Origin of the sequence: uncultured Aliiroseovarius sp., assembly GCF_947497285.1 — a bacterium.
In the GTDB taxonomy this organism is placed as follows: domain Bacteria; phylum Pseudomonadota; class Alphaproteobacteria; order Rhodobacterales; family Rhodobacteraceae; genus Aliiroseovarius.
Map to the genome: position 1 here is coordinate 1 of NZ_CANMFT010000010.1, position 23768 is coordinate 23768.

Below are 23768 nucleotides of genomic sequence, written 5' to 3' on the forward strand. Positions count from 1 at the left end.
ATGGAGATGACAACCCGACCGTCTTGCCAATCGCTGTGACACCGGGGATCGAGGGGCAGAAAACCCTGTCATCCGGCAGCGGTGTGGTCGGCAGTCAGTTGGTCTTCCTGATCGAGGTGACGAATACTGGCAACGTAACGCTGACCAGCACCGGCATTCAGTCCGACACGCTGACGCGGGTGGACGGCACACCGCTGACGCCCTCGGCCCCGACGTTTGTCGGGTCAACGCAAGGGTCTGGTGCAGGCACTCTGTTGCCCGGCGAGGTTGCCAGCTACGAGGTCCGCTATACGCTGGTCCAAGACGATATTGACGGCGGCGGCGTGCGCAACAGCGCGACCGTCACCGGCACCCCGTCCAGTGGTGTGCCGATCACTGATGTGACCGATGATGGTGACGATGGGGACGGCAACACCACCGATGACCCGACCGAGGTTTTGATCACGCAAACCCCGGCGCTGTCGATGGTCAAGACGGTTGGCGCGGGATCGTCCAACCCCTATGACACGGTCGGCCAGCTGATCAACTATGACTTCGTGGTCACCAATGATGGCAATGTCACCCTGACCGACCCGATCACCATCGCGGATGATTTGATCGACGGGGCGGGGGGCAGTGTCACCTGTGATCCGCTGCCAGCCGGCGGCTTGCTGCCCACTGCGACGCTGAATTGTGCCGGGTCTTACACGGTCACGCAGGACGATATCGACAACGGGTCGGTGACCAACACGGCGACCGCCTCCAGCGGGGCGACGACGTCGGCACCTGACAGCGTGACGGTGCCTGCCAGCCAGACCGATGCGCTGACCCTTTTGAAAGTGGCTGATCCGATCGCTGGTCCTGCCTTCTTTGTCGGCGCCACGGCGAGCTATACCTATACCCTGACCAACACGGGCAACACGACGCAGGTTGGGCCGTTCAGCATCAGCGACAACCTGATTGCCCCCGCCAACATCACCTGTCCTGTCCCTGCGGGGAACGAGCTTGCGCCGGGGGATGATCTGGTCTGCACCGCGACCTATCTCATCACCTCGACCGATGTATTCCTGGGTGTGGTGACCAACCTTGCGACGGGCAGTTCGTCGACCACGACCTCGCCCCTGACGTCTGAAAGCATTCCCGACCAGGGCGTCGCCGCCTTGTCGATCGACAAGCAACTGGTTGCAGGTTCCGACTTCTCAGAGGTTGGTGATGTGATCGGCTATCAGTTCGTCGTGACCAACAGCGGCACCCGGACCCTGATCGAACCGATCATTGTGCGCGACAGCATTCTGGGCGACATCACCTGCTGGACGCCAAACCCGCCCACCGACCCTGATTTCCAAGTCGGGGAAGAGGCGATCTGCACCGGTGACTACGTTGTGACGCAGCCCGATCTGGATCGTGGTTTCGTCTTCAACGAGGCCTACGCCGAAACGACCTATGGCCCTGGCGGCACACCGGTTGTCAGCCCACCGGACACTGTGACGGTGGATGGCGACCTGATGCCTGACCTGACTCTGTCCAAAACGGCTGCGACCTTGCCCGTCACGACAGTCGGTCAGGTGCTGACCTATACGCTGACGGCGGAAAACACGGGCAACCAGACCCTGTCGAACGTGTCGATCACCGACCCGCTTCTGCCCGGGTTCACCTGCGAAACGCCGTCACTTGTGCGTGGTGACACGCTGCAATGCACCGGCACCTATACGGTCACGCAACCCAATGTGGACAGCGGCACCCTGTCGAACCGCGCCGATGTCACGGCGCAGAACCCGCAAGGGGCGCCAGTGACCACCTTTGCGACGCTGGACATCCCGATGCCCGCCGCCGCCCCGGCGATAGAGCTGACCAAGGTCGCCTCGCCCTCGCCCTTTGGTGCGGCTGGCAGCACGCTGACCTATCAACTGTCAGTCACCAACACCGGCAATGTGACCCTGTCCAATGTCGAAGTGACCGACCCGATGGGCGGTGGCCAGATTTGCACGATCGCTTCGATTGCGCCGGGCGTGACGACGGGCGGGTGCAGCTTTGATGTGACCGTCACCCAAGACATGGTCGATGCAGGCGAGGTTGTGAACAACGCCTCGACCACTGCGACCGATCCGTTCAACACCCCGGTAACTGACATGGTCGAACTGACGACCCCCGGTCCGGCACGCAACCCCGCGCTAGAGGCGACGAAGGTCGTTCTGGGCGGGCAGTCGGTGGTTGGCGGGCTGGTGGATTACAGCCTGTCGGTGGCGAACACCGGCAACGTCACGCTGCGCAATGTGAATGTCGTGGACCAGATGCAGTCGCTTCTGGGTGCGGTCACTGCGTTGGATGCGCCCTTTGCGCTGGACCCTGCCAGCGATCTGGACAGCGACGGTGAATTGGATGTGGGCGAGGTCTGGACCTATACCGCCTCGGTCACGCTGCGCCAGATTGATCTGAACCATGCAGGCCTGTCCAATCAGGTCACCGTCACCGCCGATGGTCCCGCAGGCAGCGGGCAGGCGACAGATGTGTCTGATGATGGCGATGACAGCGACGGTAATACGGTCGACGATCCAACCATCTTCGATGTGGTCGTGGACCCGCAACTGACTGTTGTCAAAGCCGTTTTGACCCCCGGCACACGCGCGGGCGATCAGGTGGTGTTCGAGATTACGGCGACCAACACCGGCAACCAGGATCTGACCGACCTGAGCGTGAGCGACACGCTTCTGCGCGCCGATGGCACGCCGATCCCGGCCACCGCCACGCCGCTGTCAGTGCCCGCAACGCTATCGCCAACCGAGGACGCGGTTTGGCGCGTGACCCACACGCTGACGCAAGCGGATGTGGACGCAGGCGGGTTGCGCAACAGCGCGGTGGTCAGCGGCCTGTCGCCCGACGACACGCCGGTCAGCGACCTGTCAGCCGATGATGATCCGCTGGACGGCAACAACACCGACGACCCGACCGAGATGCTGATCCCGCCCGCACCGGGGATGGAGGTCATCAAGCGTGAGGTCTCTGCCGGGGCGGCTGCGGGTGAGTTGGTTGTTTACGAGGTTACGGTTGAAAACACCGGCAATGTGACCCTGACGAGCATTTCCCTGACCGACCAACTGACCGCCATTGATGGGACCGATCCGCGCACTCTGACGCCGGTCTTCAACAGCTCAGATGGCACGCCACCGTCACCCGCTGGCACCTTGGCACCGGGCGAGACCGCGACCTATGACGTGTCCCATGTTCTGTCGCAGGATGATGTGAACAAGGGCGGGGTGATCAACGTGATCACCGCAAGCGCGGCTACTCCGCTTGGCGGCTCGACCTCGGATGTGTCCGATGATGACGGGGTAGGGACGGATGACCCGACCGTCACACCGATCGCCGCCGCACCCGCGCTGGATGTGACGAAAACCGCCGGAGCACCCTCGCGCCTGTTCCACACGGTTGAGCAATCGACCTTTACCATCACCGTCACGAACACCGGCAACATCACCCAGACCGGCATTCAGGTGACCGACGATCTGGTGACGTTCCTTGCGCCCGCAACGCTGTTGTCTGCCGACTATCCGGTCACGACCACAGCGGCGGATTTCACCAACGGGGCCGCCAGCGCAACCTTTGACGGGGTTGGCGACACCGCCCTTCTGTCAGGTGACCCGACACTTGATCCGGGCGAAACCGGCACCATCACCATCACCATGGTCTATTCCACCGCAAACGGCTTCCCGACTGCGCCGAACACGGCCAGTGCGACCTCGACCCAGCTGACCACGCCCAGCATCGGGCAGGGACCGCTGACGCCGAATGACAATGACGGCGACGGGATCCCGGATTATCAGGATTTCGACCCGACCGGCTATTTCTATTGCGAACAGGACGGGTCTGTCCTGACGGGCGGCCAGGTCAGCATCTCGGGTGGCGGATTCACCCAAACCGGGGTGGGTACCAACGGGCCGATTGTGGTTACCGATGACGGAACGGACGGGTTCTATCAGTTCTTTGTCACCGCGCCGGGGACATACACGCTGGCCGTGACCTATCCGCCGATCGGTGCGCCATCGACGACGCGCACGCAAAGTGGCACGATCGACCTGACGACGCTTTTGCCGACCAATCCGGCGCCCATCGGGTCTGGGGCAAACGCGGACGGATCGTCGCTTGTCGATTACTCTGCGGGCGGCAACCCGTTCTACTTCACATTCGACATCGAAGCGGGCGACCCAGAGGTCCTGAACAACAACATTCCGTTGATGGATTGTCGCCCCAGCGTGCCGATTGTCGCCACCAAGACGGCAGACCGCGAAACGGCTGTATTCGGGGAAAGTGTCAACTTCACCCTGACGTTCGAAAACCAATCTGGTGCGACGTTCAGCGATACCCGGTTGGTGGACGAACTTCCGCCGGGCTTACTGTATTCCCCCGGCACCGCACGGGTGAATGGCGCGGCGGTTGAACCCAATGTGTCTGGCCGGAAACTGCGCTGGATCGAAACGCTCGGCGCGTCCGAGAAGATCACGATCACCTTCGCCGCCCGCATTGCATCGCGCGGCAACTTCGGCACGCTGACCAACCGCACATGGGCGCAGGATGCGAACGGGAATGTGCTGTCCAACGTGGCCACGGCGGATATCGAAATCCGGCCTGAACATGTGTTCGATTGCTCGGACGTGATCGGCAAGGTGTTCGACGACAAGAACCGCAATGGCTACCAGGATGGGCCGGGCACATTGCCCGAGGCGATCCTTGACGACGACCTGTATGACGGCAGCAAGGGCAAGCTTGCCCCGACCGTTGAGCGCCCCAACACGACCGAGCCGGGCCTGCCGGATGTGCGTCTGGTGTCGCCCAATGGCACGATCATCACCACCGATGATTACGGTCGCTTCTCGGTCCCCTGTGCAGCACTTCCCCGCACCATCGGGTCGAACTTCATGCTGAAGCTCGATAAGCGCAGCTTGCCGACGGGCTATCGCGTCACCACGGAAAACCCGCGGGTGATCCGCCTGACGCCGGGCAAGATCGCCAAGCTGAACTTCGGTGCCGCGATTGGCAATGTGGTGGATATCGACCTGAATGCGGCTGCGTTTGCGCCCGGTTCGGCGACCCCAAGCGATGGGTTGTCGCGCGCGCTGACATCGCTGATCGGCCAGATCAGCGACAAGGAGACCGCGATTGAGCTGACCTATGTGCTTGGCGCGGGCGAAGATCCGGCCTCAGCGCGGGCACGGCTCAGGGTCGTCAAACAGCTGCTCAAACGCGACTGGCACGGAAACTATCGGCTTGATGTCGACACGCATGTGGTGCGCAGACAATGAGCGCGGTGAGGTATAAGATGATGTATCGATTGACCAAATTCACCCTGGCCTGCAGCGCATCAGTGCTGGCGCTGATCGGAACTGCGCACGCGCAGGACGGGTTCAGCATCACCATCAACGACGAACAATTTGCGGGCGATCCGGCGGTGCAGACCGCCGTGCGCCAGATTGACCAGTCGTTGGCAGCGGCCGACTTGCAGGTCAAGTTCGACGGGCTTGGCGTGGTGCCACGCCTGACGCTTTTGGTGCTGAACGACACGCCGCCCAGACCCGGCGACACCGTCGCAGTGCGCAGCGAGCTGAACTATCCCGCCTTCGTGACCCGCGCCGAGCTGCGGGTGATTGACCCGCGGGCCTTGGGTGGCGCGCGCACGGTTTTGGTGGCGCCGATCACCCCCAATGGAGAGGCACGCTTCACCATGCCCGAAGGGCGCGATCTGGTGCTGGTGCACCGAGTTTATGACCAGTTCGGACGCTTTGACGAAACCAACCCGATCAATATCGCACCGCTCTCTGACAGCCGCGCGGAAACCACCGAGGCCGAGGCCGGCGTTGACAACACCGCGCGCCGTCGCATCCCCGTGCGCGGCGGTGCCGTGACCGTCAGCGGCAGCAGCGTTGCCCCCGGTGCCACGGTGCAAACCCTTGGCGAAGAAGTCAAAGCCGACCGTTCGGGCAGTTTCGTCATTCAGCGCATTCTGCCCCCCGGTGACCACCCGGTCGGCGTGCGCGTCGCGGGTGGCGGTGCAGGCTATATCGAACGCGAAATCACGATCCCCAACACCGAATGGTTCGGCACGGGCCTGATTGACCTGACCTTTGGGCGCAAGCTTCAGGGCGGGGTGGGGGCCGCAGGTGGCCCGTTTGAGCGCGACTATGGCTATGGGCGCATCGCGGGCTATGTCACCGGCAAAACCGCGACCGGGTGGGATTTGACCGCACGGATTGACACCGGCGAAGACGAGTTCAAGAACCTGTTCAGCGGGTTGGACAAGAAAGACCCGAAATCGCGGTTGCGCCGGATGCTGATCGAAGACGGCTATCCGACCTATGGCGATGACAGCACGCTGATCGACGGTGCGCCGTCGGATGGCAAGATTTACCTGAAACTGGCCAAGGATGGCAGCCACATCCTGTGGGGCAACTACAAAAGCCAGATCGAAAACAGCACCTATCTGCGCAACGAACGCACGCTTTACGGCGCGCAGGCGCTGTATCGGTCGCAGGCGCAAACCTCCAATGGCGAAAGCCGACTGGCCGCCGAGGTTTATGCCGCCAGCCCCGACCGTCTGCCGGGACGCGAGTATTTCGACGGCACCGGCGGGTCGATCTATTTCCTGACGCGCGATGACCTGACGCTTGGGTCCGAAACCATCTCGGTCGAGCTGCGCGACAAACGCACGGGCCGGGTGATCTCGACCACCGAGCTTGTGCATGGCGTGGACTACGAAATTGACTACAGCCAGGGCGTCGTCACCCTCACCACGCCACTTGGCAGTTTTGGTGCGTCGGGCAATCTGATCACAGACCCCAGCGGCGATCAGGCGCTGCGCCTTGCCGTGCAATATGAATACACCCCCAGTGCCACCGAGATTGACGGCATGTCCTATGGGGGACGGGTCGAAACCTGGGTCAGCGACAGCGTGCGCGTTGGGCTGACGGGCATGGTTGAACAGACCGACATCGCGGATCAGACCGCTGTGGGTGGTGATGTGCGCCTGCAATTTGGCGAAGACAGCTTTCTTGAGGTCGAATACGCCGAAACCGAAGGGCCGGGCTTTGGCTCGTCCATCAGCTCGGATGGCGGGTTGATCGTGACGACCACAACCACAGCCGGCACCGTTGGCGGCACAGGCGAGGCATGGCGCCTGCGCGGACAGGCCGAGTTTGCCGATCTGGGCGTGCCCGTGCCGGGTCGCGCCACCGGGTATTACGAAAAACGCAGCGCGGGTTTCTCTACTCTGGATTACCAGATCGTCAATGACGAAGAATTGTGGGGCGTCACGCTTGAGGCCGAGCCGACCGAGCGGCTGGCCTTCCGCCTTTATGCGGATGATTTCAAGGACAGCACCGGCAAGAAACTGACCGAGGTCGGGGCCGAACTGACCTTCAAGGCGTCCGAGCGGATCACGTTGGATTTCGGTGTCGAACATCTGGACCAGGTCACCCCCGGCGGGGATGCGGACGAAACCGGGTCGCGCACCGATGCGGCGGTTCGTCTGACCTATAAGGTCAGTGATGACCTAAGCTGGTATGTGTTCGGTCAGCATACGCTGGACCGCGCCGGTGGGCTGCGTCGCAACGACCGGTATGGCGCCGGGGCGTCCTACCGATTTGCCAAGAACTGGACAATCGAGGGCGAGGTGTCCGACGGCACCCTTGGCATCGGTGGCGAGCTGTTGCTGAGCTATCAGAGCGATGGCTATAACAGCGCCTATTTCGGCTATCAGCTGGAACCGGGGCGTGAGTTGTCAGGCGTTGACTTGATCGGCGATGACGGCGGGCGCTTTGTGCTGGGCGGCAAACGACAGGTCAGCGATTCCGTCAAGCTTTACGGCGAAAACACTTATGACATCTTTGGCCGCCACCGGTCGCTGGTCAGCGCCTATGGCGTCGAATACGCCTTTGACGAAGCACTTAGCTTTTCGGCCGGGTTCGAGACAGGCCGCATAGATGACGATATCGAAGGGGACTACGAACGGAACGCCTTTTCGTTGGGTGCGCAGTATGATGACGGCAATGCGCTCAGCTTTGCGGCCAAGCTTGAATACCGGCGCGACCGGGGCGTCAGTGACGGCACGATCCGCGATGCAGATGCGTGGCGTGTTGCGGCGTCGGGGCAATACAAATTCGACGACAGCCACCGGCTGGTTTTCTCAGCCGACCATACCAATGTGGAGAGCGTCAGCCCGACGCTGGACAATGGCGTCTATACCGACGCGGTTCTGGGCTATGCGTTCAGACCGGTAGACCACGACCGCCTGAACATGCTGTTCCAGTATCGCTATTTCCACGACTCGCTGGGGCAGGTGATCGACCAGACCGGCGAACGTGGACAGCGTCAGGAAAGCCATATTCTGTCGTTTGACGTGGAATATGACCTGAACCGGTTCTGGACAATCGGCGGCAAGTTGGGGCTGCGCAAGTCGGTGTCATCACCCAGTGCGGGCGTCGCCTTCCAGCAAAACGACGCAGGGCTGGCGGTGGTAAATGCCCGCTATCACCTTGTTCACAAATGGGATTTACTGCTCGAGGCCCGCCATCTGGAAGCCAAGCAAGCCGGTCTGTCGGAAACAGCGTTCTTGGGGGCGGTCTATCGCCAAATCGGCGACAACGCCAAGATCGGCGTCGGCTATAACTTCGGCAACTTCAGTGATGACCTGACCGATCTGACCTATGACGACGAAGGCGTGTTCATCAACGTCATCGCCAAGTTCTGACACCGTAAATTGGCGAGGATCGGTTTCATAGGCACCGGAGAGATTGCCGCCGCGATCGTCACCGGTCTGGCCGGGCGGGGACATCAGATTCTGGTGTCCGACCGCAACGCAGATGTCGCGGACCGGTTGGCCCGCCAGCACAGCGATGTTTTGGTCACGCCCAACGATCAGGTGGTGGCAGACAGTGATATCGTCTTTCTGTGCCTGCTGGCAGATGTCGCCCGCAAGGTGTTGCCCACGCTGCCATTCCGCCCCGATCACAGCGTGATATCGGTGATGGTCGATGTGCCGCTCAGCGATCTGAAGGCGCTTTGCGCGCCGGCTGTGGACATCGCGATCACGATCCCCTTACCCTCAGTAGCGGTCGGAGGGTCTGCCCTGCCGGTCTATCCTGAAAGCGCAGCTCTGAGGACTTTGTTTGGGGAAACTGACATTATCATTGCGTGCCGCGACGAAAACGCTCTGAACGCTCATTTTGCGGCGTCGGCGCTGGCATCTCCGATCCTTGATCAGATGCGCGAAGGTGCGGCCTGGCTGACGGATCTGACCGGCGATGCAACCGCTGCCGAACGCTATGTCGCGACCGTCTTTGCTGGCTTCCTGCGCCAGATGACGACCGACCCCGACGCCCGTTTTGAAGGGCTGCTCGACAGCCTGTCGACCGAAGGCGGTCTGAACGCCACCCTGCGCGCACATATGCGTGATGCCGGCACATTGGCAGAGCTTGCCGAGGGGCTGGACACGCTGAAGCCGCGGTTGGGTTTGGCTGACTAACCCTACAAAAGAATGGATAGAAATCCACCCGGTGTCGCTTTTTGTCGTCAAAAGCGGTTTTCCCATCCCGTCTGATATGGTCAGTCTGTGCATAACCGAACGCATGGCCGCGTCACACCGACTCGGCCCCCGATAGAAGGCATTCAAACCATCCGATGACGGACTTGTGGGACGGCATAGTGCAGGCGTTCTGGCTGCTGATCACGCTGGATGCGGATCTGGTCGAGATCACGTTGCGGTCGCTTCGGGTGACGCTGACGGCGCTGGTGATCGCCTCGGCAATTGCGCTGCCGTTGGGGGCGCTTTTGGCCGTGCGCCGGTTTCGTGCGCGCCGCGTGACGATAGCGGTGCTGAATGCGCTGATGGGTCTGCCGCCGGTCGTTGTCGGTTTGATCGTCTACGTCTTCCTCAGCCGCTCTGGTCCGTTCGGCGTCTTTGGCTTGCTGTTCACCCCCACGGCGATGATCATCGCGCAGGTGATCATCATCGTGCCGCTGATTGCCTCCATCGCGCATCAGGCGCTGCGGGAGCTTTGGTCGGATTACCACGATCTGCTAATTTCGATGAACACCACAAACTGGCAACGGATACAGGCCCTGTTATGGGACGGACGGCGCGCGCTTTTGACCGCATCGCTGGCAGGCTTTGGCCGCGCGATCGGCGAGGTTGGCGCGATCATGGTCGTGGGCGGCAATATTGACCACCACACCCGCGTTCTGACCACCGCCATCGCGCTGGAGACCGGCAAGGGGGATTTCGCGCTGGCGCTGGGGTTGGGTTTCGTGCTGATCGCCATGGCCATCGCGGTAAACCTCGCGATCCACATCATTGGCCGCACAGAGCAGGAGGGGCGGTGGTGAGCATCCTGTTTCCCCTGACGATCCAAGACGCCTCCTTACGGCGGCGCGGCAAGGTGCTGGTGGGGCCAGTGGACCTGACCCTGCAAGGGCAGGGGGTTACGATGGTGATCGGGCCGAACGGGGCGGGCAAGACCTCGTTTCTGCGGATGTTGCACGGGATTGCACGGCTTGGCAGCGGGTCGGTGACATGGGCCTGCGATCAGGCCACGGCCCGCGCGCGGCAGGCGTTTGTCTTTCAACACCCGATCATGATGCGCCGGTCCGTGCTGGGCAATCTGACCTATCCGCTACGCCTGACGGGGGTGTCGCGATCTGACGCCCGCGCCCGTGCCACAACTGCGGCCGAAGAGGTCGGGCTGGCCGATATGCTCGAGCGCCCGGCGCCTTTCCTGTCAGGGGGCGAGCGGCAGAAACTGGCCCTGGCGCGTGCGTTGATCACCAAGCCTGATCTGCTGTTTCTGGACGAACCCTGCGCGTCGCTGGATGGCCGCGCTACCCGTGAAATCGAAGACATCCTGACCCGCGCCGCCGCCGCAGGCACCCGGTTGATCATGTCCACACATGATATGGGGCAGGCACGTCGTCTGGGCACCGAGGTGCTGTTTTTGCTCAACGGCACCATTCACGAACACCAATCCGCGCGGGACTTTTTCGCAGGCCCGACCTCTGCGCCCGCCCGTGCCTTTCTGAAAGGAGACATCGTCGAATGAAACGGATGATACTGGCCCTTGCCGCCGCTGCCCTGATGGGAGGTGGTGCGCTGGCCGAGGATATGAAACTTGCGGTGACGACATCGTTCCACAACTCGGGGCTGGCGGATATTCTGCTGCCGCAAATCAAGGACGATACGGGCATCGACGTGCAGTTGCTTGTCGTCGGAACCGGTCAGGCGATCAAGCTGGGCCAAGCGGGCGATGTGGACGCGATCCTGGTTCATTCCCGCCCGGCCGAGGAAAAATTTCTGGCCGGTGGCTTCGGCACCCATCGCCGCGAGATCATGTATAATGACTTCGTGTTTATTGGCCCTCGAACGGACGAGGCCAAGCTGTCGGATGCGACCAGCGCCGCCGACGCGTTGCAAAGGATCGCCGCCGCAAATGCGCCCTTCGTCAGCCGCGGCGATGACAGCGGGACGCATAAGAAAGAGCTCAGCCTGTGGGCCGCTGCTGACGTGACCCCGGAAGGCGACTGGTATCGCGCGGTCGGCGCGGGCATGGGGGCTGCGTTGAACACCGCGTCGGGGATGAATGCCTATATCATGTCGGATCGGGCCAGCTGGCTGAACTTTGGCAACAAGGGCGATCTGGCGCTGGTCTATGCTGGTGATCCGGTGCTGTTCAACCAGTATGCCTTTCTGCCGGTGAACCCGGACAAGCACCCGCATGTGAAGGCCGATTTGGTCATGAAGCTTGAGGCATGGTTGGTGTCAGAAACCGCCAAAGCCCTGATCGACGGCTATAAGATTAACGGCGAAACGCTGTTTGTTTTCAACGCAGAAACAGGCGGTTAAGGCGCTAGAAAGGCTTGCAACATGATAAAAGTCGGCTTCATCGGATTTGGCGCCATCGCACAATATGTGGCACAGAAACTGCCCGAGATCGGTGGCGAAATCGCGTTCGTCATCGTGCGGGATGGGCGGGCTTCGGCTGCGAAGGATGCGATGGGTGCGGATGTGCGTGCCTTGACCTCGATCGGGGATGCGTGCGCGGATGTGGTGGTGGACTGCGCCGGCCATGCGGGTTTGCGAGACCACGGTGCTGCGATCCTGCGGGCGGGTATGCCGCTTGTCACCGTATCAATCGGTGCCCTTGCCGATGATGCGTTTCGCGAGGCGCTGACCGAGGCCGCGCGGGCCGGGGGCACACAACTGCACCTGTCCACAGGTGCCATCGGCGCGCTGGATGCCATCGCATCGGCGCAGGTTGGCACACTAGAAGCGGTCACCTACTCAGGTCGCAAACCGCCCAAAGGGTGGAAGGGATCGCCCGCAGAAGATGTGATGGATCTGGACAATCCGGGCAGCGACGCAACGGTGCATTTCGAAGGCTCAGCCCGAGAGGCGGCGTTGAAATATCCGAAAAACGCCAATGTGGCGGCGGCTGTCGCGCTGGCAGGGCTGGGGTTTGACAAAACACAAGTCCAGTTGATCGCCGACCCGAACGTGGACGCAAATATCCACGAGATCACCGCGCGCGGCGATTTTGGAGAGCTGTCCTTTACCATCCTTGGCAAGACGTTGCCTGACAACACCCGCACCTCGGCACTTGCCGCGATGAGCGTGGTCAAAATGATCGCCGCGCGCAAGAAGGCGATCACGTTCTAGGGGTGCGGTACATTGATTGCGCCGACCTGCTTGACGTCTTGAGTTCAAACGACGATTTGGACTGCGGTGATGATAGGCGCCGCGTGCCGCTGGCGCGCTAGATCCAGTCAAGATTGACCCGGGTTGGCGGGTGAGCCTTCGCGACGGCGACACGCAAGGCCTTGAAACGGTCGCGCAGGGCCTTGAACTTGTTTTCATGGGTTTCTGCGACGGTCAGCGTGATTTTTTCGAACAACCCTTCAGCCTGCATTACCTCTAGAATATCAAGCTCGGCCCCTTCGATATCCATTTTTACAAATGCGATTTGGCCATGTTGGGTGTGCAGGTCGGAAAGGAAATCAGGCAGCGAGATCAACGGCACCTCGATGCTGTTGCCGTTGGTTTCGTCGATCTTGCGCCCGCCACTGATCACTGTGCTTTTGACCGACGCCCCGCTTGGATTTTCATCGAAATTTTCAGCCCGCATCAGGTTGATCGTGCCAGCTTTCGTGCCAACGGCAGCGTTGTGAAGGGTGACGTTCTTAAAGTCGCGGGTCGCATCTGACAGCTTGCCGAACGCATAGGGGTCAGGTTCGAACGCGTGGATATGGGCGCCGGTTTTTGCCAGCGGAACGGTGACCTCGCCGACATTCGCGCCGCAGTCCAGAACGACATCACCGGGTTTCAGCATCGAACAGATACCTTGCAAAAGCCCCTTGGCATGGGCTGCCCGTTGGTTTCTGGCTTGCCGCCGTTCAAGCTTTTCCAGCCTTTGGGTCAGCTTGGCGACGTCCAAATCCTGTGTGTCATCAGTGTCTTGCATTACCCTGTCCTGTCTTGTTCGGGCACCGCCGAGCGATGCAAAAACAGCAGCGCGGCGGCGAGTGGGTTGTCTTTCAGCATTCCATAGCCGGCTTTGGTCAGCATTTTGGCGGCGGTTTCGGCGTCCATCTGGTCGCCCAGTGCGCGGGCGCCAAGGATGATGGCTTTGGGCGGCATTTCAGGCACCGCGTTCAGGGAAGTCTCCAGCATAGCAGGGGTTATGCGTGGGTCGTTCACGACAAGCACGCTGCATTTGCTGTCCTTGATCAGTGCTTTAAGCCCTGACGCAGTGTCTTGGGCATCACCGGGCTGGATCAGTGGTGCGGTGGTCAGCGTCAGCGCTGGCCCTTGCGCCAGCCCGTTCTCGGCCCAGATGCGCGCGGCGGTCTGGGCAAGGGCAGGGGCCTCTTCCTGTGCGATCACGGTGACGCCGGGTTGTTCGTGGGCGATCACGGCGGGCAAGAAGCCGACGCCTGCGCCGACCTCAAGATAGGTGGCGCCGGGGTTCAGCAGTTTCGGGATGCGTCGGGCGGCGTTACGTTCAAATTTGCCGTCCATGATCAGCTGAAGCGAGGCGGGGGTGAACACGCGCGGGTCGGCGGGGATCTTCAGCTTGCGGTTCTCGAAGACCTCGACCGGGGTGTCGGTGGCCAGATCAATCGGCCCGCGCACGTAAAGATCGCTGGCTTTGCCCCAATCGGGGTGCGCGCTGTGGCGGCGTTCGGCCTTGGGCTTGGTGTTGCGCTGCTTTTCGACCTCGGACATCAGGGCGGCGATGCGGGCGGGGTCGCGAGGTTTGGGGGGTTTGGCGTCGATCTTGGTGATCGGGACTTTTGACGCCTCTTTCAACCCGGCGACCAGATCGGCATAGGCGTCGGTGCCTTTGAACTCCGCCAGACGCGCTTCGGCCCGGTCGAGTGCTGCGAAATGCAGTTTGTGAAGCACCGGGTCGGTGAGCAGCGTGTCAAAGATCTCGCGCCGCCGGTCGGCGTGGCGCAGGGCGCTGTCGTCCGCCACTTCGTTGCGGTCCTGAAGCGCCCAGTAGTCTGCGTTATACTTGTCCTTCTTCAGGTTCACGTTGCCGCGAAACTTGCGGATCGCATAGCTGTCGATGGATTTGACCGCATAATGGTTCATCTGCGCCCAGTCATAGCCAACCGTGCGCACGATCGAGCGCCAGCCGCGGAACTTGAAATAGTCCTCCATCGGCAGGCCAGAGCCGTTCAGCCAAACCACGCTGTCAGGAAAGTCGGTCTTGAGGTGCTTGTTCTTGATCTTGGGACGGTGGATGCCAAGCTTCCAATAATCAGGGTCGAATTTGAACAGCGTCTTGACGCCCCAACCCTTGTTCCACATCGGCGGGGCGGCGTGCAGATACTGTTCGGTGACAGGCGCGCGTGACCAGTCGTGAACACCGCCGGAGCCATAAATGCGCCAGGTGATGACGATGCCGTTCGCGCCTTTGTCCTGTGCGGCTGAAATCATCCCGTCCAGCGACCCGTCGCCATGGCGGATGCACAAAAACTCGTCCGCATCGAACACCAACAACCAATCGCTTGCGCCGACCAGCGGATCCACTTGCGCATGTTTCAACGCCGAGGGCTGGGGCCGGATGCCGTCCGCGATCACGTTGCGGCGGTGGTGGGCCAAGCCCAGCTCCTCGAGCCGGATCAGGATATCGTCGGTGCCGTCAGAACAATCATTGGTAAAGACCACCAGGTCGGTGAAGCCGACGGCCAGATGGTGGGCGATCCATTCCAGCACGAACGGCCCTTCGTCCTTCATCATCGACACGGCCGTGACGCGCCCATGCGGGCTTTTGTTCGGCTTCAATGCGAAGTCCACAGTGCCGTAAATATCCGACACCACTGACCCTGCGTTTGAATTGCCGTGTTCTGCCTTGGTCATAGTGTTTGTGTTCTGCCCGGCGCTTTCATGTGGTGTCGGCGTTTTCGCCTGCCGCAACCTGCCACGGACAGACCACGGATGGTAGAGAAAACAAGGTTGTCGCCTGCAATCTGACCATAAAACTGGCACGAAGGCACTGGACAGTTCAGGGGAAAATGTCCATTCCTAACCCCTAACAGGATCAGGCCTGCGCATGGGTGCGGCCAATCAAAGCGGAGAATTTCATGGCTGAACTGAACCGACGCCCCGTCGCATCGCTTTGGATCGGGGACAAGTTGCATTACCTCAATCAGCTGTGTCTGAAATCGCATATTCAAGCGGGGCATCCGACGACGCTCTATTGCACCGATGATGTGCAGAACGCGCCCGAAGGGGTCGAGATCCGCCCCGCGTCCGAGATTATGGACATCGACATGTCAGTGGTCGAACAGACCAGCGCATCGTTCCTGTCCAACGTGTTTCGCTATAAGATGATCAAGAAGACAGAAGCGGTCTGGATTGATTGCGACGCCTTCTGCCACAAGCCGTTTCCCGATGACATGCAGCATATCTATGCCGGCCATGGCTTTCGCGGCGCACTGAATTGCGGCGTCGTTTCTATCCCCGCGCAGGGCGATCTGATCGACATGCTGCTGGATTACTACGAAAACCTGCCCGAGGCCCCGCCGTGGTTCAACAAGAACCAAAAGCGCAAACTGGAACGGTTCGCGTCCGACCCGCTTCCGGTGCGGATTTACAAAGCCGAGCGCACAGCCTTTGGCCCGCAAGCCTTCACCTATTTTGCCCAGCAGACCGGCGATTATGACAGGGCGCTCAGCCCGGATTACCTGTATCCGGTGCCGTTCCAGTTGAACGACATTTTCTATGACCCCTATGGCCGGGTCGAAGGGCATTTCACCGACAACACCCTGTCGGTCCACCTGTATACCAACGGCACAAAGCCATGGTGGCGCAAGAACGCACCGCTGGAAGGGTCTTATGCGGACCGGATGTGCAAGCAGGTCGGCATCGACCCCAATCAGGCGTTGAAATAGGATCGCACGGGTGGGGGATGTGCCGGACACCAGTGATCTGACGATTTTCTATATCGTCGAGCCACCGCTATACGAGATCATGGCGTGCAATCTTCTGGCCTCGATCCGCACGCATTTCCCCGACTCGGTGAAGGCGGTCGGCTATTGCCCCGAACACCGGTATCACGAAATTCACCCCGCGGTGCACCGTGCGCATGAGCTGATGGGGGCCGAAGTGCGGCCGTTCACAACCAAAGACCGCTTCGACCCCGCCTATCCGCATGGCAACAAGATCCTTGCGGCGCTGGAAAAGCGCGACAGTGCCTATTCGATGTTTGTGGATTCGGATGTGTTGTTCATCCGCGACAACACGCCGGACAACATCATCCAGCCGGGGCACGTGTCGTGTTCCATGGCGGCCTCGATGCTGTGGGCCGAGCAGTCGGTCTGGGATGACATCTACGGCGCGCTTGATATGCCAATCCCGCCAGAGCGCTATGAGCTGATGCGCCGCAGCAAGGGTGCGGTCGTGCCGTATTTCAGCTCGGGCCTGGTGGCGTTTCCCGAACATGACATGGGGCAAGGGCGCTTCCCCGATGTCTGGTATGACACCGCTCAGATCGTTGATCGCGTCGAAACGCTGGAACGCCGTCGCCCTTATCTGGATCAGATGACGCTGCCAGCCGCGATTCGCAGGGCGGGGTTGGATTGGAACATCCTGCCGGAAGAACAGCATTACATCTTGGGTGGTAAGCTTCGCGGCAAGCCTTTGCCTGAAGATCGCGACATCTACACGATTCACTATCGCAACTCGAAAAACCTCAAGGAATGCGGGAAGTTGCCAACCGCGCGGGCGTATCTGAAAGAACAGACCGGCGAGAAATACGTGCGTCGCTTGGTGCCGGAAAGCTAAGCCAAAAGGCTGTCCGACTGAACGGTGCAGATGCGGAAACCGACACCAATATACGCTGCTGATTCGCAAGCGACGGTGGGTCGATTCGCCGCGCTGCCGCATCGCTGGGTCTTTCTGGCAACGGCTGTGCCGCGGGCCGGACGACCTGTGGGTTTGTCTGGGGCGAATTTCGGGCAAATGTGGCTCAGACAGGCCGCAAAACATCACTAAAAACAAAGAGATAGCAATAAACGCCCGTCGCGCGAAATGACTTAGAAATTATGTCGGAATGCGGTTGTTGCTTAACAATTGTCAAGCTACGAGTCAGATAGCTACCTTATCACCGAAACTGGATAACTGAACTGGAGGCCAATATGCGAGAAGTCATGACTAAGACCATGGCGCGTAACGTGTTCTATGGCGGCTCGTTGTTTTTCATCGTGGTCTTTTTGATCCTGTCGGCGCACTCGGTGCGATACGTGGTGACCAAATCGACTGCAAATGCAGAACTGACGGAAAGCGTAGTGCGCGGCAAACATGTGTGGGAAAAGAACGCCTGCATCAACTGCCATACTTTGATGGGCGAGGGCGCATACTTTGCACCCGAGCTGCAAAACGTGATGACCCGGTGGGGTGTCGACGATGACCCGGAAGGCGCGTTCGACGTGCTGAAAGGTTGGATGGAAGCACAACCCAGCGGCATCGAGGGGCGGCGCCAAATGCCGCAATTCAACCTGAGCGACGAACAGATTCGTGACCTCGCAGACTTCTTCCTGTGGGTGAACACCATCGACGCACAGGGCTGGCCGCCCAACGAGGCAGGCTAAGGCCGGGAAGAGGAGACGTGAAATGAAATATCAAACACAACGAATTGCCTACTGGTACTTCCTGGCAGCCATGGCGGTCTTTGCCGTTCAGGTGCTTGGTGGTCTGTGGGCCGGCTGGATTTATATCAGCCCGAACTTCCTGTCCGAGCTGATGCCGTTCAACATCGTGCGCATGTTGCACACGAACGCGTTGGTCGTCTGGCTTTTGCTGGGCTTCTTTGGCGCGGCCTACTTCCTTATCCCGGAAGAAGCCGAGCGTGAGATGTATTCCGCCAAGCTGGCCTATATCCAGCTGATCCTGCTTCTGGTGGGCACGGCGGGTGCGGTTTTGACCTATACGTTCGACCTGTTCCACGGCCACTGGCTGTTGGGCATGGAAGGGCGCGAGTTCATCGAACAACCTGTCTGGGTCAAGCTGGGCATTCTGGTCGCGGCACTGATCTTCCTGTTCAACATCTCGATGACGGTGTTGAAGGGGCGTAAGACTGCGATCACCAACGTTCTGCTGATCGGCCTGTGGGCGCTGTCACTGCTGTGGCTGTTTTCCTTCTATAACCCGGGCAACCTGTCGCTGGACAAAATGTTCTGGTGGTACATCGTTCACCTGTGGGTGGAAGGGACCTGGGAACTGGTCATGGCCTCGATCCTTGCCTTCTTGCTTCTGAAGCTGACTGGTGTTGACCGTGAGATCATTGAAAAATGGCTCTATATCATCGTCGCCACCGCGCTGTTCTCGGGCATTCTGGGGACGGGCCACCACTACTACTGGATTGGTCTGCCGGGCTATTGGCAGTGGATCGGGTCGATCTTCTCGACGCTTGAAGTGGTTCCCTTCTTCGCAATGATGAGCTTCAGCTTCGTCATGGTGTGGAAAGGCAAACGCGACCACCCGAACAAAGCTGCCCTTCTGTGGGCGCTGGGTGCCGCAACTGTCGCCTTCTTCGGCGCAGGTGTCTGGGGCTTCCTGCACACGCTGCACGGTGTGAACTATTACACCCACGGCACGCAGATCACCGCGGCCCACGGCCACTTGGCCTTCTATGGTGCCTATGTGTCGGTGAACCTTGCGATCATCACCTATGCCATGCCGATCCTGCGCGGACGTGATCCGTATAACCAGGTTCTGAACATGGTGAGCTTCTGGCTGATGACCGCTGGTATGTCCTTCATGACATTCACGCTGACCTTTGCGGGCACAGTTCAAACCCACATGCAACGTGTGCTGGGCGAGAACTTCATGGAGATCCAAGAAGGCGTGCATCTGTTCTTCGTCATGCGCTGGCTTTCGGGTCTTGCGGTGGTGATCGGTGCGCTTCTGTTCATCTACTCGATCCTTGTCCCGCGTCGTCGCGAGATCATCGAGCCGACGGACCAGTATGAAAGCGAAGGTGCCTGAGATGGCTGCCGTTGACAAAAAAACGGAGGGGGCTTCGGCCCCCTTCTACTCACCCGTATCAGACGAATGCGATATCTTCGAAGCTGCCGAACGCCATGGGCTGCCGCTGCTTTTGAAAGGTCCGACCGGTTGCGGGAAGACCCGTTTCGTCGCCCATATGGCCGCCCGTCTGGGCCGCCCACTTTATACCGTCGCCTGCCATGACGACCTGTCCGCGTCCGACCTTGTGGGGCGTTACCTGCTGAAAGGCGGGGAAACGGTCTGGGTCGATGGCCCGCTGACCCGCGCCGTTCGTGAAGGCGCGATCTGTTACCTTGATGAGGTGGTCGAAGCACGCAAGGACGTGACCGTCGTTTTGCACCCGCTGACCGATGACCGCCGCATTCTGCCGCTGGATAAAACCGGCGAAGAAATCGAGGCTGCTCCGGGCTTCATGCTCGTGGCCAGTTACAATCCGGGGTATCAGAACATCCTGAAAACCCTGAAACCGTCCACCCGCCAGCGTTTCCTTTCCATCGACTTCGATTTCCCTTCCCACGACCGCGAAATCGATATTGTGACACGTGAAAGCGGACTGGATGTCAGCCGGGCAACGTCCCTTGTCCGGCTGGCGCACAAATTGCGCGGCCTGAAAGGTCAGGATCTGGAAGAGGGTGTTTCGACCCGTCTGGTGATCTATTGCGCCACGCTGATCGAAGACGGTATGTCCGTCGAACGCGCGATCCGCGCGGCGATGATCGAACCTCTGTCCGATGACGAAGACGTCAAGCAAGGGCTGATGGATCTGGTCACCGCGATCTATGGCTAGTGCCACATCCGCGACCGGCCATGGTGCCGGTCGCGGGTCTTTCTACACTGGACGGTCCGCCTAATCACCCGAGGTTCCCCATGTCCGAACGCATCTTTGATCCCTTCGAGCCCGAAGAAACCGTTGGCAAGATCTGGCACAAATACGCCAGCCGACTGGACGCACCGGGCATTCACGATGAAAACGCCGTCAATCTGGCCGATGTCGAAGGCCGTCTGGGCGTGTTTTTCCGTGGCCTTGGCGGGTCACATTCCACCGAGATAAAACTGGCGACCGTCGCAGCCTCGCATCACCGGCTGTCGTTTCGCCGGTCGCTTGGCACGTGGCGCGAAACGCAGGCGCGCCCCAGCTTTGATGGCGAAGCGCTGCGCCTGCCGGAAACCATCGCTGAATTCCCCGCCCGCGAGGCCAACGCGGCGCTGTATTTCTGGCTTGTCGCGTCCGTCGCGCACGCGCCTGACCCGGTCGGTGACGACGACCCGTTGCGCGCCGATCTTCGCGCCCTGCAAGCGTCAATCGCGATGACGCAGGCGACGTTGCAAGATTGCCCCGGCCTGCGCGGCTTTTACGAAACGCTGGTGGGGGCGTGCCGCGCGATGCGCCCTGACGCAAAACTTCCCAGTGCCGAGGCTGCGATGGAAGCGGCGATTGATCACCTGCTGGGCGGGCCAGAGCCGACGGGCAAGCTGGCGCTGGACTATGTGGCGCTGATCCGGTCGCCCGATGCCGATCTGTCTCATTTGACTGCCCCGCGTGGCTATCGCCCGTTTCGCCCGGTGCCGATGTGGCCCGACCTGCGTCCGATGGCGGCACGCGCACCGGTGGATCGGCTGGGCGAAGGCGATGAAGAGCAAGGCAGCGGGCCGGGCGAAGAAGCCGAAGGCACCAAGGCCGCACGCCGGTCTGAAAGCGATCAGGCCGAACGGCGCGACAGCCTGATCCTGCACCGGTTCGAGGCGATCTTTTCCTGGGTTGAAAGCCTGAACATGAACCGTCGCATCGAAGATGATGACGACGATAACGCACGCCGTGCGGCTGACGATCAGGACGAGCTGGCGTTGGGACAGGTGTCAAAGAAAACCGCCACGCGGCTGAAGTTTCACCTTGATCTGTCGCCCGAAGATGCCGACCGCGAACGCCTGTCCGGCAAGCACATGTATCCCGAATGGGACCACCGCACGAATAGCTATATCCCCGACCACGCGCGGGTTTTGTCCAGCGTCGCGGACGAGGAGGAGGCGATCGACCACGACCCCGCCACCAACCGCCGCATTCGCGCCGTGAAACGTCAGTTTGAGGCATTGCGCCCCAAACGCGTGATCCTGCCGCGCCAATTGGACGGCGACGAGCTGGACCTTGAAGCCGCGATTGCCGCGCAGGTCGAACTGCGCGCCACGGGCCGGTCCAGCGACCGGGTCTATCGCGCGGCGCGGGTGATGGAACGTGACCTGGCGATCTCGGTCCTGATGGATGTATCACGCTCAACCGAAAGCGCGATTGGCGACCGTCAGGTGATTGATGTCGAAAAAGAAGCGCTGACCGCGCTCGCGTGGGGGCTAGAGGCGTGCGGCGATGATTTCGCGATCAACACGTTTTCATCCCTGAAACGCGGCCGCGTTTATGTGCAGGAATGCAAAGGGTTCGACGAAAAAATGGGCCCGCGGGTTGAGGCACGGATCGGCGGGCTGTCCCCTGCGTTTTACACACGCCTTGGCGCGGCGATCCGCCATACTACGGCCGGGCTGGACGACCGACCCAACACCCGCCGCCTGATGCTGGTCATCACCGATGGCAAACCCAACGATCTGGACCATTACGAAGGCCGCCACGGGATCGAAGATAGCCGCATGGCGGTGCGCGAGGCCCGCATGAAGGGTCACGCGGTGCACGGCGTCGTCGTTGATCACAAAGGGCAGGGCTGGGTGCATCGCATCTTTGGCGCGGGCGGATTTTCGATTGTGCCGGACCCGACGCGGCTGACTGCCGCATTGCCCGAAATCTACCGCCAGATTACCGGTGGGGCATGACCGACCAAACCTCTATCATCGACGAGTTGCCCGGAGATCTGATGATCTGGGTGTTGATCGTGTCCGAACTTCTGGTGTTCGGCGCGGGTCTTTTGGCATTCCTTGGGATGCGGGCCATGGACCCCGTGGCGTTTGCCGCCGACCAAGAGGCGCTGAACCGCGTCGCGGGCGCGGCCAACACCATCGTCCTTGTCACCAGCGGCTATTGTGCAGCGCGCGCGGTGAATGCTGCGGCCCATTCGGTGCGCAGCATGCGTCTTTGGCTGGCCGCTGCGATGGCATTTGGTGTCGTGTTCCTTGTGGTCAAAGGGTTCGAATACGCCGAAAAAGCGCGCCACGGGATCGACATCGAAACCAGCGACTTTTTCACCTTCTACTATCTGCTGACCGGGTTTCACGCGCTGCATGTTGTGGCGGGGCTGATCGTTTTCGCGCTGCTCATGCGCTGGGGCACGCCGCGCAACCTTGAGGCAGGTGCCGGGTTTTGGCACATGGTCGATCTGGTCTGGGTTCTGCTGTTTCCCATCATCTATCTGGTGCACTGATGAGCAACGCAATCCTGACCCGCGCGTTTTTCCTGCTGATTGGCCTGAGCGTCGCCACGACCTTTCTGGCGGGTGTCCTGCCCGAGGCTGGCCCGGTCTTTGTGCTGTCCGTTCTGGTCCTGTCGGGCCTGAAATCCTTTGTGATCCTGTCCGATTATCTGGGCCTGCGCGTGGCGCGCGCTGTCCGGGGCGGGTTCACCGCCTTTCTGGTCGGGTTTTTGGGGCTGGCCGCCCTTATTTATGCCATGCCGTTGGCGATGTAGTGCTGCTTGATGATGATCAAGCCTTGCGTCATGCCGTTACAATATGATGAACAAAGAACATGACAGGAGCCCTGCTATGAAAACTCTTCCACTGGCCATATTGGCTGGCATCGTGGCCTCACCCGCCTTTGCCCACCACGACCAGACCCCACTGCGTGAAGCGGTGATCGACGGACATTCGCACGCTGTTGGCGGCGCGACTCTGTGGCTGTTGGGGGCTGCGATTGCGCTGATCCTTGCGCTGGTTGCCGTGCAGAAATCCGTGTTTCGCAAGAAATGACCGATCACGGAGACAGTTCAGGCCGCTGGCCCGTCTGGGCGGTGGCGCTTGTGATCTATCCGTTTGCGGCGGGGGCTGCGGCGGTGAACCTGTTTTTCCTGTTCTTGATGCTGCAAGCCATCGGCCTGCGTGCGCTTACCCCGTTCGAGGCGATCGCGGGTGGCGTGATCCTTGGCGTGCCGTTTGCGTGGGTCTTGGGCAAATGGGCCCACGGCATGATCACGCAGGCCGAAGACGACGCTTGACACGCCCGCCGACCCGCCACCTTTTTTCGTTTCACATGCGCAGGACTTGACTTTGGTCATTGGTCGCGCGCGTCAGACCCATAGGCTGCG

18 protein-coding genes and 1 pseudogene are annotated in these 23768 nt (G+C 60.7%); 17 read left to right on the top strand and 2 right to left on the bottom strand.

Annotated elements, in window-relative coordinates; genetic code table 11:
• The 7 genes and pseudogenes from Q0864_RS15535 to Q0864_RS15565 all read left to right on the top strand — a co-directional run.
• Nucleotides 1–5276 (top strand): annotated as a pseudogene (locus Q0864_RS15535) (hypothetical protein); the annotation flags it as partial.
• Nucleotides 5277–5305: 29 nt separating this feature from the next.
• On the top strand, nucleotides 5306–8716 hold the full coding sequence (locus Q0864_RS15540) for a DUF481 domain-containing protein (RefSeq protein ID WP_298571532.1): 3411 nt from the start codon (nucleotides 5306–5308) through the stop codon (nucleotides 8714–8716).
• A gap of 9 nt (nucleotides 8717–8725) precedes the next feature.
• On the top strand, nucleotides 8726–9490 hold the full coding sequence (locus tag Q0864_RS15545; protein ID WP_298571535.1) for an NAD(P)-binding domain-containing protein: 765 nt from the start codon (nucleotides 8726–8728) through the stop codon (nucleotides 9488–9490).
• Nucleotides 9491–9645: 155 nt separating this feature from the next.
• A complete protein-coding gene (locus Q0864_RS15550) occupies nucleotides 9646–10350 on the top strand; it encodes an ABC transporter permease (protein WP_298571539.1) in 705 nt (234 codons plus the stop codon).
• Nucleotides 10347–11060, top strand: a complete 714-nt coding sequence (locus tag Q0864_RS15555) for an ATP-binding cassette domain-containing protein (RefSeq protein WP_298571542.1) — start codon at nucleotides 10347–10349, stop codon at nucleotides 11058–11060. The genes Q0864_RS15550 and Q0864_RS15555 overlap by 4 nt, the downstream gene beginning before the upstream one ends.
• A complete protein-coding gene (locus tag Q0864_RS15560; RefSeq protein WP_298571545.1) occupies nucleotides 11057–11860 on the top strand; it encodes a substrate-binding domain-containing protein in 804 nt (267 codons plus the stop codon). The genes Q0864_RS15555 and Q0864_RS15560 overlap by 4 nt, the downstream gene beginning before the upstream one ends.
• 24 nt (nucleotides 11861–11884) lie before the next feature.
• Nucleotides 11885–12673: an aspartate dehydrogenase gene (locus Q0864_RS15565; RefSeq protein WP_298571781.1), complete on the top strand. Its 789-nt coding sequence runs from the start codon at nucleotides 11885–11887 to the stop codon at nucleotides 12671–12673.
• Nucleotides 12674–12770: 97 nt separating this feature from the next.
• On the opposite strand, the gene Q0864_RS15570 is transcribed toward Q0864_RS15565, so the two are convergent.
• Both Q0864_RS15570 and Q0864_RS15575 read right to left on the bottom strand, forming a co-directional pair.
• Entirely contained in the window at nucleotides 12771–13475 is a 705-nt protein-coding gene (locus tag Q0864_RS15570) for an FkbM family methyltransferase (protein ID WP_298571548.1), read from the bottom strand.
• Nucleotides 13475–15382 carry a glycosyltransferase family 2 protein gene (locus Q0864_RS15575; protein WP_298571551.1) on the bottom strand — a complete coding sequence of 636 codons (1908 nt, stop codon included), beginning with the start codon at nucleotides 15380–15382 and terminating at the stop codon, nucleotides 13475–13477. Before Q0864_RS15575 ends, Q0864_RS15570 begins: the two co-directional genes overlap by 1 nt.
• 224 nt (nucleotides 15383–15606) lie before the next feature.
• Here Q0864_RS15575 and Q0864_RS15580 point away from each other — a divergent pair, with 224 nt between their 5' ends.
• The 10 genes from Q0864_RS15580 to Q0864_RS15625 all read left to right on the top strand — a co-directional run bounded on the left by Q0864_RS15580 (nucleotide 15607) and on the right by Q0864_RS15625 (nucleotide 23678).
• Entirely contained in the window at nucleotides 15607–16416 is an 810-nt protein-coding gene (locus tag Q0864_RS15580) for a hypothetical protein (protein WP_298571554.1), read from the top strand.
• Nucleotides 16417–16435: 19 nt separating this feature from the next.
• Nucleotides 16436–17308 (top strand): hypothetical protein, encoded by an 873-nt coding sequence (locus tag Q0864_RS15585; RefSeq protein ID WP_298571556.1) that lies wholly within the window; start codon nucleotides 16436–16438, stop codon nucleotides 17306–17308.
• A gap of 353 nt (nucleotides 17309–17661) precedes the next feature.
• Nucleotides 17662–18114 (top strand): cytochrome c, encoded by a 453-nt coding sequence (locus Q0864_RS15590; RefSeq protein ID WP_298571559.1) that lies wholly within the window; start codon nucleotides 17662–17664, stop codon nucleotides 18112–18114.
• Between the two features lie 22 nt (nucleotides 18115–18136).
• Nucleotides 18137–19510: a cbb3-type cytochrome c oxidase subunit I gene (locus Q0864_RS15595; protein ID WP_298571562.1), complete on the top strand. Its 1374-nt coding sequence runs from the start codon at nucleotides 18137–18139 to the stop codon at nucleotides 19508–19510.
• Nucleotide 19511: 1 nt separating this feature from the next.
• A complete protein-coding gene (locus tag Q0864_RS15600; RefSeq protein ID WP_298571563.1) occupies nucleotides 19512–20318 on the top strand; it encodes a CbbQ/NirQ/NorQ/GpvN family protein in 807 nt (268 codons plus the stop codon).
• Nucleotides 20319–20398: 80 nt separating this feature from the next.
• Nucleotides 20399–22345, top strand: coding sequence for a nitric oxide reductase D protein (locus Q0864_RS15605; RefSeq protein WP_298571565.1), 1947 nt, complete (start codon nucleotides 20399–20401; stop codon nucleotides 22343–22345).
• Entirely contained in the window at nucleotides 22342–22890 is a 549-nt protein-coding gene (locus tag Q0864_RS15610) for a cytochrome c oxidase subunit 3 (protein ID WP_298571568.1), read from the top strand. Before Q0864_RS15605 ends, Q0864_RS15610 begins: the two co-directional genes overlap by 4 nt.
• Nucleotides 22890–23153, top strand: coding sequence for a hypothetical protein (locus tag Q0864_RS15615; RefSeq protein ID WP_298571570.1), 264 nt, complete (start codon nucleotides 22890–22892; stop codon nucleotides 23151–23153). The genes Q0864_RS15610 and Q0864_RS15615 overlap by 1 nt, the downstream gene beginning before the upstream one ends.
• 76 nt (nucleotides 23154–23229) lie before the next feature.
• The gene (locus Q0864_RS15620; RefSeq protein ID WP_298571572.1) at nucleotides 23230–23433 is read left to right on the top strand and encodes a hypothetical protein; all 204 of its coding nucleotides are present in this window, start codon (nucleotides 23230–23232) and stop codon (nucleotides 23431–23433) included.
• Nucleotides 23430–23678: a hypothetical protein gene (locus tag Q0864_RS15625; RefSeq protein ID WP_248369933.1), complete on the top strand. Its 249-nt coding sequence runs from the start codon at nucleotides 23430–23432 to the stop codon at nucleotides 23676–23678. Before Q0864_RS15620 ends, Q0864_RS15625 begins: the two co-directional genes overlap by 4 nt.
• Nucleotides 23679–23768: the final 90 nt, after the last annotated feature.

What these genes read in the sequence shown, in the direction of transcription:
- Q0864_RS15550 (WP_298571539.1), top strand. Translation starts at nt 9,646, where the DNA reads ATGACGGACTTGTGGGACGGCATAGTGCAGGCGTTCTGGCTGCTGATC.
- Q0864_RS15560 (WP_298571545.1), top strand. Translation starts at nt 11,057, where the DNA reads ATGAAACGGATGATACTGGCCCTTGCCGCCGCTGCCCTGATGGGAGGT.
- Q0864_RS15570 (WP_298571548.1), bottom strand. Translation starts at nt 13,475, where the DNA reads ATGCAAGACACTGATGACACACAGGATTTGGACGTCGCCAAGCTGACC.
- Q0864_RS15575 (WP_298571551.1), bottom strand. Translation starts at nt 15,382, where the DNA reads ATGACCAAGGCAGAACACGGCAATTCAAACGCAGGGTCAGTGGTGTCG.
- Q0864_RS15580 (WP_298571554.1), top strand. Translation starts at nt 15,607, where the DNA reads ATGGCTGAACTGAACCGACGCCCCGTCGCATCGCTTTGGATCGGGGAC.
- Q0864_RS15590 (WP_298571559.1), top strand. Translation starts at nt 17,662, where the DNA reads ATGCGAGAAGTCATGACTAAGACCATGGCGCGTAACGTGTTCTATGGC.
- Q0864_RS15595 (WP_298571562.1), top strand. Translation starts at nt 18,137, where the DNA reads ATGAAATATCAAACACAACGAATTGCCTACTGGTACTTCCTGGCAGCC.
- Q0864_RS15600 (WP_298571563.1), top strand. Translation starts at nt 19,512, where the DNA reads ATGGCTGCCGTTGACAAAAAAACGGAGGGGGCTTCGGCCCCCTTCTAC.
- Q0864_RS15605 (WP_298571565.1), top strand. Translation starts at nt 20,399, where the DNA reads ATGTCCGAACGCATCTTTGATCCCTTCGAGCCCGAAGAAACCGTTGGC.
- Q0864_RS15610 (WP_298571568.1), top strand. Translation starts at nt 22,342, where the DNA reads ATGACCGACCAAACCTCTATCATCGACGAGTTGCCCGGAGATCTGATG.
- Q0864_RS15615 (WP_298571570.1), top strand. Translation starts at nt 22,890, where the DNA reads ATGAGCAACGCAATCCTGACCCGCGCGTTTTTCCTGCTGATTGGCCTG.
- Q0864_RS15620 (WP_298571572.1), top strand. Translation starts at nt 23,230, where the DNA reads ATGAAAACTCTTCCACTGGCCATATTGGCTGGCATCGTGGCCTCACCC.
- Q0864_RS15625 (WP_248369933.1), top strand. Translation starts at nt 23,430, where the DNA reads ATGACCGATCACGGAGACAGTTCAGGCCGCTGGCCCGTCTGGGCGGTG.